The following is a 10,792-nucleotide window of genomic DNA, read 5'->3' on the forward strand; positions in this document are numbered from 1 at the left end:
ATATGACATATCTTTGAATTACTTTGTTAAGTATGCTAAATTAACAATAAGTTCAAAAATAGAGGTGATGGAGATGAAGTCAAAAGATGCATTGCGACGAAATATGCCCGTCTTCTCTATGAGTGTTGTTAGTAAATTAAGTGAATTATCACCACGACAGATACGTTATTACGAAACACATGAACTCATTACACCTTCAAGGACAGAAGGCAATAAGCGCATGTTTTCATTAAATGATTTAGAAAAACTATTAGAAATTAAAAACTTGATTGAAAAAGGTTTTAATATTAAAGGTATCAAACAAATATTTAATGATGATTATGCACACTTAACAACAGAAGAACAAGAGATAAGAAAAAGAATGATTATGGATACGACACAAAAACCACAACGAGAAGCTTTACCGATAAATCGTGGCGACTTATCACGATTTATTAAATAAAATTACTGGAGGACATTACATAATGCCAAAACGTACATTTACAAAAGAAGATATTCACAAGTTTGCCAAAGAGGAAAATGTAAGATATTTAAGATTACAATTTACAGATATTTTAGGAACGATTAAAAACGTTGAAGTTCCTGTCAGCCAATTAGAAAAAGTTTTAGATAATGAAATGATGTTTGATGGTTCTTCTATCGAAGGATTCGTGCGTATCGAAGAATCTGATATGTATCTTTATCCAGACCTAGATACTTGGGTAATTTTCCCATGGACAGCTGGTCAAGGTAAAGTTGCTCGTTTAATCTGCGATATTTATAAAACAGATGGTACACCATTTGAAGGTGACCCTCGTGCGAACTTAAAACGTACGCTCAAAGAAATGCAAGATTTAGGATTCACTGATTTAAACTTAGGGCCTGAACCAGAGTTCTTCCTATTTAAGTTAGATGAAAGAGGCGAACCTACATTAGAATTAAATGATGACGGTGGATACTTCGACTTGGCACCAACAGACTTAGGTGAAAACTGTCGTCGTGATATCGTACTAGAATTAGAAGATATGGGCTTCGATATTGAAGCAAGTCACCATGAAGTAGCACCAGGACAACATGAAATCGACTTTAAATATGCAGATGCTGTAACAGCTTGTGATAATATCCAAACGTTCAAACTAGTTGTTAAAACAATTGCACGACAACATAACCTACATGCGACATTTATGCCAAAACCATTATTTGGAGTTAATGGTAGTGGAATGCACTTTAACGTATCATTATTTGATGGTAAAGAAAATGCGTTCTTCGATCCAGATGGCGACATGCAGTTAACTAAAGATGCTTACCATTTTATTGCTGGTATTCTTAAAAATGCACGTGGTTTCACTGCAGTATGTAACCCATTAGTAAACTCTTATAAACGTTTAGTGCCAGGTTATGAAGCACCATGTTACATCGCTTGGAGTGGTAAAAACCGTTCACCACTTATTCGTGTACCATCTTCACGTGGATTATCAACAAGAGTTGAAATTCGTTCAGTAGACCCTGCAGCAAACCCATACATGGCATTAGCTGCAATCTTACAAGCTGGTTTAGACGGTATCAAAAACAAATTAGAAGTACCAGAACCTGTAAATCAAAATATCTACGAAATGAACCGTGATGAGCGTGAAGCAATCGGTATCGAAGATCTACCTTCACAATTATACACTGCGCTTAAATCAATGCGTGAAAACAAAGTAATTAAAGAAGCACTTGGTAACCATATTTATAATCAATTCTTAAATTCTAAATCAATAGAATGGGATTACTACAGAACACAAGTGTCAGAATGGGAAAGAGATCAATACATGAAACAATACTAGGTGCTAAGTAAAGGGGACTAGCACTTAATATAAACGATCATAGTTAAGGCTATGGTCGTTTTTTTTTATTGAATATTTTACAAGTTATTGGGTATATAAGTATTAAACACAATTTAGGGAAGTGATGAACATGCAAGAGGTCAAATTAGAAATTTTAGAAGCAGATTCATTAAAAGGGTTGGAAACGAAAATCAACGAATACCTTAAAAGTGATGATGTATCAGATTATAAATTATTAAACTCAACAGTACGTGAATTTGAAGAACAAAGATATCCTGCAACAGAAGAAAAGTTCACTACATTTTTAACTTTAGTAAAAAACTAATATAGTAATATTTAATATCGCCAAAGTGTTTATAACTTTGGCGGTATTTTTTGTATTTATTTCGAACAATAATTTTATTATGTAAACTTACAATATATGACATTTGTCATCTCGTATTTATGACATTATACACTACATGTTTAATTAGCTATTTTTTACAATTAAAGTAACTTAAACGTGAGGTGAAGCACATGATTAAAATTAATAACATTTCTAAGAAATATAAAAACAAAACGGTAGTAAACAATGCGTCTTTTGACATCACTAAAGGTATGTGTACTGCTTTAATTGGCCCCAATGGTGCTGGTAAATCTACTTTAATAGACATGATTATTGGCGACCGTCATCCTACAACTGGAACAATTAACGATGATGAAGCGTTATTAAGTGAAGATCATTTAGGTATTATGTTTCAAAAAACAGTATTTCCCGAATTAATCAGGGTTAAAGAATTGTATTATTTATTTGCCAATATGTATAAAAAGCCTATTTCTTATGAACAGTTTGCTAATATCACACGCTTTGGTGAACAGAAAATGTCTGAATTTGCTAACAAGTTATCTGGAGGTCAAAAGAGAATTCTTGATTTCGGACTAGCATTAATCGGAAAGCCTAAACTTTTAATATTGGACGAACCCACAAGCGCAATGGATGTGCAAATGAGACAGCATTTTTGGGATATTATAGATGATTTAAAGGGTCAAGGCGTTACCATTTTATATACTTCACATTATATTGAAGAAGTAGAGCGTATGGCTGACAAAGTAGTGGTTATTGAAAAAGGGAAGATTGTAATGAATGATAGTCCTAATAACTTAAAAACAAATCAACACACTTCAATTATTAAGTTACCGTTAAAACATCAATATTTGCAATCTCAGTTTAATAATAAGCAAATGATCAAAGTTAAAGATAGTTATGAAATACAAACAGATAATGTAAATGACGCCATACAAATTTTATTAAACGCAGAAGTAAATCTCAACGAAATTGAAATTACAAAATCGAGTTTATTAGAATCAATTTTTAGTAATAATGAGGAGGAGTTCTTATGATGAAACATTATTTACTTATTGAAATACGCTTAACGTTAAGAAAACGAGTGAATCTAATGTTAGCAATCTTGCTACCATTAATATTTTATATCATTTTCACTTCTATTTTAGATTTGCCAAAAGATGCTGAAAAAGCATTTGACAAGGAATATATGTATAGCATGACGGCTTTTAGTTTATCAAATTTTTGTTTAATGCAATTTCCAATGGAAATGATTACTGAAAAAGTAACGGGTTGGTATAAAAACATTATTCGCACACCTTTACGTCCTTATCAATACTATGGTGCTAAAATTTTCAAAGTAATGATCCAATTTGCAATCTCTATAGTAGTAATATTTACCGTAGCTCATGTTTTTAAAAACGTTAATATGACAATAACTGAATGGATTTCTTCCGGAGTCATATTGTGGCTAGGTGCGAGTACATTTTTAGGAATAGGAGTGCTAATTGCGCAATTAAACGACGTTCAAAAAGCGAGTGGCATTGGCAGTATTTTATATTTAGGTTTAGCTGTTATCGGAGGATTATGGTATCCAACAACACAATTTCCAGATTGGTTAAAACAAATTTCACATGCAACGCCCACATATAATTTAAAAAAAGTTGCTTTTGATATTGGCAAAGGCGACCCATTTAGCTACCATGCTTTCTTTATTTTAATAGGTTATAGTATACTATTTTTGATAATAGCTTTACTTATTAGAAAAAGAAGAGAAGTGGAAGTATGATTAAACGCCTCAATATAGGATTATTAGAATTATCGAGTTTAGTATATTTAATATTTGCCATCACACCTTTATTTACTAAGGAAATGGATGGTAAGTATTGGCTTTACGTAGTGATTTTTATAATTTTTACACTTTCTTATTGCATACTTATATTTCTATTTGCCATATTATCTAAAAAGTGGTTAACGTTATCATTAGCGATTCACTATCTCTGTATCATTTACTTTGTTATTAGTGTGTCACCGAATATGAGCTTATATTTCTTTTTCAGTGCCTTTGCGTTACCTTATTTATTAAAGGTAACGATTAGGTCGTTAGCATTTAAGTTAATGCTTTTAACTATGATGGTTTGTTTTATCATTACATGGTTTATTGAATACGATATTGCACTAATGTTAGTCGTTTATTATTTAGTTATTTTAATGATAACGATTAGTAATTTTAAAAGAGTAGAAACAAGTAAGCTTAAGCTAAAAATGAATGAAAAGAATGCTCAAATTAATATGCTTATTGCTGAACAAGAGAGGACACGTATTGCTCAAGATTTACATGATACGTTAGGACATGTTTTTGCAAGTATTAGTTTAAAATCTGAATTAGCTGCTAAATTAGTTATTAATAAACCTGATAAAGCTATAGAAGAAATGACAGCAGTAAATCATATTTCTAAAGAAGCATTAGACAAAGTACGTTCGATTATTAATGATCTCAAAATAAGTTCTTTTAAAGATGAAGTAGATGCTGTAGCCAATATGCTTAATGAAGCAAATTTAACGTTTGAATTTAACAATGCAAAATATGCTGAAAAGCTATCAGCAACGAGACAGTCTATATTGGCAATGATATTACGAGAAGCGATTAATAATGTAGTAAAACATGCACAAGCTACTAAAATAAAAGGACAACTAAAGTTGACTGATGACGCGTTAAAATTAATTATTCAAGACAACGGTGTTGGTGTAGATGATGTGAAATCACTTGAACTAAAAAGTATTCAAGAACGTGTCAATATATTAAATGGCACATTAGCTACATTTAATGAAGAGGGTTTGTGTATCGAAGTCTTAATACCAAGGAGTGTGGAACAGTGATTTCAACCATAATAGCAGAAGACCAATCTATGCTTAGGCAAGCAATGGTTCAATTAATGGAACTCCATGATGAAATAAACATAGTGTCAACAGTAGGTGATGGTGGTGAAGCATGGCAAGAGATACAAAAATATAAGCCAGATATTGCAATTTTAGATATTGAAATGCCTACCATGACAGGCCTCGAAATTTTAAGTAATATTAGGGAAGCACAAATAGATATTAAAGTCATCATAGTGACTACATTTAAAAGACCAGGTTATTTTGAATCGGCAGTGGCAAATGATGTAGATGCATATGTATTAAAAGAACGCTCGGTTGATGAACTTGTCGAGACAATGCACCGTATTATGGCAGGAAACAAAGAATATAGTGATTCTTTAGTGACTACGATGTTCAAAGATAAAAATCCTTTAACTGCGAAAGAACAACTAGTATTAACGGAAATAGGCAAGGGTTTAACAAGCAAAGAAATTTCACAAACATTATTTTTATCTGACGGCACTGTTAGAAACTACACTTCTAATATTATTGATAAACTAGCAGTTGAGAATCGTTTTGAAGCATGGAAGAAAGCTCAAGAAAAAGGATGGATATAAAAAACCTTTAAGTCATCTATAATTGACCTAAAGGTTTAATTTTATTTATCATTATATTGTTCTACTAGAAAAAGTATTTTAGTTACTTGGTCACTAGGTGTATGAATGGGTATACGATATTCAAACATGTTACCTTTTCTTGTTTGAACAGTATATATAATATCTTCAGTTTCTTTTAAAAGATTGATTATTTTCATTAACGTCGTTTGGCCCCTTTGTAATATCATCACATACTAAATAAAAAACATTATAATCTTAAAACAAATAGTTATTCATATAACTAAAATAAATTTTACCCGATAAATACGAATCAAAACTTAAAAAGTGTAAAACATAAAAAATAAGTTGAAAAAAAGAGCAAACGTAAATTTAGCATCATTAATAAGGTCACAATGATGTTAAATTGCTCAAGTTTGTCCCTTTAATTACTTTTTACTTTTTTTTAGAAACGATGGATTGTATCAATACAATAATAAATCCTACGAAAATCCCTAAAAAGATTGCTAACATAGCAGAAACGATCAATGGTAATTGGAATTGATATTGTAAGATTAATCCAACAATAATTGCGATCACAATAGCAATTATTGAAATCAAATTTTCTTTAAAAATACTCAAGTGTGTTCAACTCCTATCAATCGATATTATAACATGATGTAGTTATAGAAAGATATAAAAAATAATATTGTCACTAAACTGCTAAATTCAACTGAAAACGCCTTATTTATTTAATAAATGAATTAATTATTGACGGTCTTTAATATATTATATATGATAAATCGGTATTAATTTAGTAAAGTAGGTGCAACAATGAAATCTTCAAAGCAAGTAACTATATTAATCTGTTGTGTAGTCGTAATCGGCGTACTATTTTTTCAATTTATAAACCATAGTGGACCTTTTGCTAATAATGATAATAATACATTAGAAAAGGGCCTTGATAAAACGAGTAGAGTTCATGTAGAAAGAGTTGTAGATGGCGATACATTTGTCGCTAAAGATAAAGACAATAATGAACTGAAAGTTCGATTAATTGGTATGGATACGCCTGAAACAGTCAAACCAAATACGCCAGTGCAACCCTATGGTAAAGCGGCTTCAAATTTTACCAAAGAACATTTAACAAATAAGGATGTATATTTGGAATATGATAAAGAACCGAAAGATAGATATGGACGTACATTAGCGTATGTATGGTTAGATAAGAAAACGATGTTTAATGAAGTATTAGTTCAAAAGGGTTTAGCTAGAGAAAAGTATTTTGCACCAAATGGTAAATATCGTGATGTATTTAAAAAAGCTCAAGCAGATGCACAATCTAAACATTTAAATATTTGGAGTAAAAAGCACTAATGTTTTTAAATTGTTATGGTTTAAAGTCATACAATTACGGATAAATAAAGAGCATTGTTATCAATAACGATAACAATGCTCTTTATTTTAATCTTCAAAACGAGCAACTAATCTATCGAATTGTTCTTTAGATAGTGATTCGTCAGCTGAAGTTACAGTTTCTTCTATAATATCTTTAAGACTTGATTTTGAAGAAACGGTTTCTACATATTTTTCACGTTCAGTTGGGCCATCTATCAGATTAACTGAACCGTCTGTAAAGTATACCAAACCAACGTTTTTAATGTTGTGATGCGCATTTTCTTTAATTTTTTCTTGTAACATTTTAGTATTATAAGCTGCTTCTTTATAAGGATCTTGGCTATAAAAATCAAAGATGACAGTATGCTTTTTAATGCGCTCAATAAATGTGTAGCTCGTCATACGCGTTGAATTAAACTGGCTATGAAATTTATTGGCGATATAACGGCCAACGATTTGGTCTTCAGTTTTATCGCTGAAATCATTGTCATCTTCATGTTCAGGATCTACATTAAAGTGATAGAACGTTTTTTGCTTCCAATTTTTTACGTCGATATTGAATAACCCTTTTTCAGTAATAACAATATAGTCAAATGGACGTGCGTATTCAAAAAATGGGTGTTTGACAGCCAAATTACTCGTTGAAATGATTTCGAAGTTTGCTAATTGATTATTATCAACAAGTTTAGTCATAATATCGGTTAAATCTTGCTTAGCCTTTCTAATACCATGATGGTGTTTGTCGTTATTAGCATCAAAACTAAGCATTTGGTTACGCAAATTTGTATTTTCACTAGTTACTGAGCTGATCTTTCTAACTAATTGTGTTTTAGCATATATTTCAGTATCTAATTTATTTTGCATGAATCGGTGGTCAAGATATAAAGCAATAATCAATAAAAAGACGATTATCAACAATATAATAGTAAGAAACATCTTTATCATCCTAATCTACTTAAAATTTAAAATATAAATATACAGTGTTTAATAATTATATATTATTAGTTCAACGGTAAATCTACTCTTATTAATTATATAAAAAATATAGCTAATTAATCAATAATATTAGCGTAGTTAATGAGCAAAATGGCAAAAAATAATAAAAAGTTGAATATTTTATAATTTATTACTAATAACATTAATTTTTCAGTATTTTGTTTTTTGTAGTTGAACTTAGCTAATAAACTGAATTATGCTATAAGTATTAAAAAGATAGAACAATAGGGGGCAAATCAAATGCGTGCGTCTGACAAAGTATTACAAAAAAAGATTGCTGCTATAGCAGATAATGATATTATTGCATTTGATAATCATCCTGTGTCATACAAAGTCATAGATACTTTAAACAAAAATAATATAAAGATTTCAGTTGTAAGTTATTCAACAGACATTATTCACTATGCAGCAAAAAATACAAATTTTAACATTATTATACCTACAGGTCAGGTTAATAGCACTTTTCATGTAGTAACTGGGGAAACAGTGTGCGATACATTTAGTAAATATCAGATTAAACAATATTATATATCGACACCATATCAAATGAGCAAAGCACTTTTTCAAACTTATCAAGAAGTGGCACAAATACAACGTACGTTGTTTAATAGTGCAGATAGTATTTATTTAGTGAATTATCCCGAAATTATTACTACATTTGATGAAGAACAATATTATAAAGTCGGAGAATTGTCATAAATTCCTACGAATTAAGTAGTAATTTATATATAACAATTGAAAAAACGCTATACAACTTATATAATGATATTATTGAAAACGCTTACTTTAGGAGGTGGCAATCATTTGAGTGGAGAATTTAAAAATGTTAAAACCGTCGTTTACGAATTAATTAATAATGTTAGTAATTATTTTAAATTTAATGGTGAAATCGCTAAGCAACTATTTTTGCATGATGCTTTTGACTTAAATAAAAAAATAGATATAAGTGTTCAACGTACTTATTTTTCTGAAATAATTAAATACATACCTGAAGGATTTACAATTAAATTATACGACGATCAACATGCAAGCACAGACTTTAATAAAATCAATTTCAAGTCACTTACACATGCTAATATATATGACAACGATACAATGATTATGACTGTAATTGTTTATGATGTTAAAAATGATGAGTGGATGTTTCGTTTAGATAATAATATCCGTTTGCCAGAAAAGCACATATATTTTCATTCAATTAAGTGGGATGTAGATTACATTAAACCAGAAATTGTATTAATGTATGAATTACTAGACCCAATCGATTACCATCAATTACCTAATTATCGAAACGTTATAGATGCATTAAGTTATTATCAATTCGTAATCTTGAGACTAGTAGTTGGAAATGAACGTATCAATCAAGCGCTTATTTCCGAAAAAAACGCAATATAAAATCCTTTAAATTAAAAGTATTAATGCAAAGCATATACTCAGATTTAAAGGATTTTTTGTGTTATAGAACGATACATTTTCCGTTATAACAATATTCATAAGTTGCTTTAACTGCTTTATCGGCATCTGCAACATCAATACCAAACATAATTGATATTTCTGAAGCACCTTGGTTCATCATTCTAAGATTAATGTTAGCTTCAGCTAGAGCATGCGTTATGCGACTAGCGGTACCTACGATACGATGCATACCTTCTCCAACTATCATTAAAATAGCTAAATCATGTTCGACGCTTAATTCATCTACGTCACAATGTTTACGAATATCACTTAATACTTGTTCTTCTTTGTTCTCAATTTCTTTAGAGCGCATTATAATACTGATACTATCAATACCCGAAGGCATATGATCAAATGAAATATTATAGTCTTCTAAAACGCCTAAAACTTTACGTGTAAAACCAACTTGTCTGTTCATTAAATATTTCTTGATATTAATAACTGTAAATCCTTTATCACAACTAATACCGCTTACAACATTGTTTGTATTAATCTCTCTATCATGACGAATATATGTACCTAATTCATGCGGTCTATTCGTGTTTTTAATTAATACAGGGATGCGGTCTTTATGTAACGGTTGTAAAGCCTCATCGTGAAAAACGCCAAATCCTGCATAAGATAATTCTCGCATTTCTCGGTATGTAATTTCATCAATAACTTGTGGTTGTTTTACGATTACCGGGTTAGCTCTGAAAATACCTGATACATCTGTAAAGTTTTCATATAAATCAGCTCTTACGCCTCTAGCTACTATGGCACCAGTAATGTCTGATCCACCTCTAGGGAATGTTACGACATAATTTTGTCTTGAAATACCAAAGAATCCAGGAATAATTAACTTTTCTTTATAATTTCGTAAGTTATACAATGCTTCATAAGATTGATCTTGAATTTGTGCGTTTTGAGGCAAATCACTTACTGTTATGCCTGCTTCTCCAGGAGACACATAACGTGTTGGAACGCCTTGACTATTATTATATTCAGCTATAATTTGAGCATTAAAATCTTCACCACAAGAAAGAAGGGCATCTAATAAGCGAGGCGGTTTATTTTTTAATGTAGCAATATAATGTTCTAATGTATGATCAATAGATTTCAAAATATGGTCATCCATTTGAAGTTCATACACAATGTCTGCATAACGTTGTACTATTTCATCTTTTTTAGAAGTATAGTTCAATTTAGCAATTGCCTTTTCATATAACCTAATTAATAAATCAGTCGTTTTCATATCTGACTTATGTCTTTTGCCTGGGGCAGAGACAATTGTAATCTTTCTTTCAGGGTCAGAATTAACAATCTCCAATACTTTTTTTATTTGTTCTGCGTTAGATACAGAACTTCCACCGAATTTAGCT

At 30.6% G+C, this 10,792-nt stretch carries 14 protein-coding genes; 10 read left to right on the forward strand and 4 right to left on the reverse strand.

The annotated features are described in order from the left end of the window. Positions 1 to 73 precede the first annotated feature (73 nt). The 7 genes from RPL90_RS07230 (at position 74) to RPL90_RS07260 (ending at position 5,606) form a co-directional block, all read left to right on the forward strand. On the forward strand, positions 74 to 442 hold the full coding sequence (locus RPL90_RS07230; protein WP_313547300.1) for a MerR family transcriptional regulator: 369 nt from the start codon (positions 74 to 76) through the stop codon (positions 440 to 442). A 22-nt stretch (positions 443 to 464) separates the two neighbouring features. Next, positions 465 to 1,805 carry a type I glutamate--ammonia ligase gene (glnA, locus tag RPL90_RS07235; protein WP_313547302.1) on the forward strand — a complete coding sequence of 447 codons (1,341 nt, stop codon included), beginning with the start codon at positions 465 to 467 and terminating at the stop codon, positions 1,803 to 1,805. Positions 1,806 to 1,935: 130 nt separating this feature from the next. Next, the gene (locus RPL90_RS07240) at positions 1,936 to 2,130 is read left to right on the forward strand and encodes a hypothetical protein (protein ID WP_313547304.1); all 195 of its coding nucleotides are present in this window, start codon (positions 1,936 to 1,938) and stop codon (positions 2,128 to 2,130) included. Between the two features lie 191 nt (positions 2,131 to 2,321). Then, positions 2,322 to 3,185, forward strand: coding sequence for an ABC transporter ATP-binding protein (locus RPL90_RS07245; RefSeq protein WP_313547306.1), 864 nt, complete (start codon positions 2,322 to 2,324; stop codon positions 3,183 to 3,185). After that, positions 3,182 to 3,916 carry an ABC transporter permease gene (locus tag RPL90_RS07250; protein WP_313547308.1) on the forward strand — a complete coding sequence of 245 codons (735 nt, stop codon included), beginning with the start codon at positions 3,182 to 3,184 and terminating at the stop codon, positions 3,914 to 3,916. The genes RPL90_RS07245 and RPL90_RS07250 overlap by 4 nt, the downstream gene beginning before the upstream one ends. Further along, a complete protein-coding gene (locus RPL90_RS07255; RefSeq protein WP_313547310.1) occupies positions 3,913 to 5,007 on the forward strand; it encodes a sensor histidine kinase in 1,095 nt (364 codons plus the stop codon). The genes RPL90_RS07250 and RPL90_RS07255 overlap by 4 nt, the downstream gene beginning before the upstream one ends. Next, on the forward strand, positions 5,004 to 5,606 hold the full coding sequence (locus tag RPL90_RS07260) for a response regulator transcription factor (RefSeq protein WP_313547312.1): 603 nt from the start codon (positions 5,004 to 5,006) through the stop codon (positions 5,604 to 5,606). Before RPL90_RS07255 ends, RPL90_RS07260 begins: the two co-directional genes overlap by 4 nt. A gap of 41 nt (positions 5,607 to 5,647) precedes the next feature. Here RPL90_RS07260 and RPL90_RS07265 read toward each other — a convergent pair whose 3' ends face one another. Next, a complete protein-coding gene (locus tag RPL90_RS07265) occupies positions 5,648 to 5,803 on the reverse strand; it encodes a hypothetical protein (RefSeq protein WP_313547314.1) in 156 nt (51 codons plus the stop codon). A 235-nt stretch (positions 5,804 to 6,038) separates the two neighbouring features. Next, positions 6,039 to 6,224 carry a LapA family protein gene (locus RPL90_RS07270; protein WP_313547316.1) on the reverse strand — a complete coding sequence of 62 codons (186 nt, stop codon included), beginning with the start codon at positions 6,222 to 6,224 and terminating at the stop codon, positions 6,039 to 6,041. 192 nt (positions 6,225 to 6,416) lie between these two features. Here RPL90_RS07270 and nucI point away from each other — a divergent pair, with 192 nt between their 5' ends. Further along, on the forward strand, positions 6,417 to 6,959 hold the full coding sequence (gene nucI, locus RPL90_RS07275; protein WP_313547317.1) for a thermonuclease NucI: 543 nt from the start codon (positions 6,417 to 6,419) through the stop codon (positions 6,957 to 6,959). An 87-nt stretch (positions 6,960 to 7,046) separates the two neighbouring features. Here the strand turns inward: nucI and RPL90_RS07280 are convergent, their stop codons facing one another. Next, a complete protein-coding gene (locus RPL90_RS07280) occupies positions 7,047 to 7,916 on the reverse strand; it encodes a hypothetical protein (protein ID WP_313547318.1) in 870 nt (289 codons plus the stop codon). A 300-nt stretch (positions 7,917 to 8,216) separates the two neighbouring features. Between RPL90_RS07280 and RPL90_RS07285 the strand changes: the two genes are divergently transcribed. Then, entirely contained in the window at positions 8,217 to 8,675 is a 459-nt protein-coding gene (locus RPL90_RS07285) for a sugar phosphate isomerase family (protein ID WP_313547320.1), read from the forward strand. A gap of 63 nt (positions 8,676 to 8,738) precedes the next feature. Further along, positions 8,739 to 9,371 (forward strand): hypothetical protein, encoded by a 633-nt coding sequence (locus RPL90_RS07290; RefSeq protein ID WP_313547322.1) that lies wholly within the window; start codon positions 8,739 to 8,741, stop codon positions 9,369 to 9,371. 61 nt (positions 9,372 to 9,432) lie between these two features. On the opposite strand, the gene RPL90_RS07295 is transcribed toward RPL90_RS07290, so the two are convergent. Further along, the coding region (locus RPL90_RS07295) for an aspartate kinase (protein ID WP_313547324.1) at positions 9,433 to 10,792 on the reverse strand (1,360 nt) is incomplete at its 5' end.

The sequence above is a fragment of the Staphylococcus kloosii genome (assembly GCF_032139365.1).
In the GTDB taxonomy this organism is placed as follows: Bacteria; Bacillota; Bacilli; order Staphylococcales; family Staphylococcaceae; genus Staphylococcus; species Staphylococcus kloosii_A.

Excerpts from the sequence above, each read along its gene's own strand:
- glnA (WP_313547302.1), top strand. The coding sequence starts at position 465 with ATGCCAAAACGTACATTTACAAAAGAAGATATTCACAAGTTTGCCAAA.
- RPL90_RS07285 (WP_313547320.1), top strand. The coding sequence starts at position 8,217 with ATGCGTGCGTCTGACAAAGTATTACAAAAAAAGATTGCTGCTATAGCA.
- RPL90_RS07255 (WP_313547310.1), top strand. The coding sequence starts at position 3,913 with ATGATTAAACGCCTCAATATAGGATTATTAGAATTATCGAGTTTAGTA.
- RPL90_RS07245 (WP_313547306.1), top strand. The coding sequence starts at position 2,322 with ATGATTAAAATTAATAACATTTCTAAGAAATATAAAAACAAAACGGTA.
- RPL90_RS07280 (WP_313547318.1), bottom strand. The coding sequence starts at position 7,916 with ATGTTTCTTACTATTATATTGTTGATAATCGTCTTTTTATTGATTATT.
- nucI (WP_313547317.1), top strand. The coding sequence starts at position 6,417 with ATGAAATCTTCAAAGCAAGTAACTATATTAATCTGTTGTGTAGTCGTA.
- RPL90_RS07240 (WP_313547304.1), top strand. The coding sequence starts at position 1,936 with ATGCAAGAGGTCAAATTAGAAATTTTAGAAGCAGATTCATTAAAAGGG.
- RPL90_RS07230 (WP_313547300.1), top strand. The coding sequence starts at position 74 with ATGAAGTCAAAAGATGCATTGCGACGAAATATGCCCGTCTTCTCTATG.
- RPL90_RS07250 (WP_313547308.1), top strand. The coding sequence starts at position 3,182 with ATGATGAAACATTATTTACTTATTGAAATACGCTTAACGTTAAGAAAA.
- RPL90_RS07265 (WP_313547314.1), bottom strand. The coding sequence starts at position 5,803 with ATGAAAATAATCAATCTTTTAAAAGAAACTGAAGATATTATATATACT.
- RPL90_RS07290 (WP_313547322.1), top strand. The coding sequence starts at position 8,739 with ATGATATTATTGAAAACGCTTACTTTAGGAGGTGGCAATCATTTGAGT.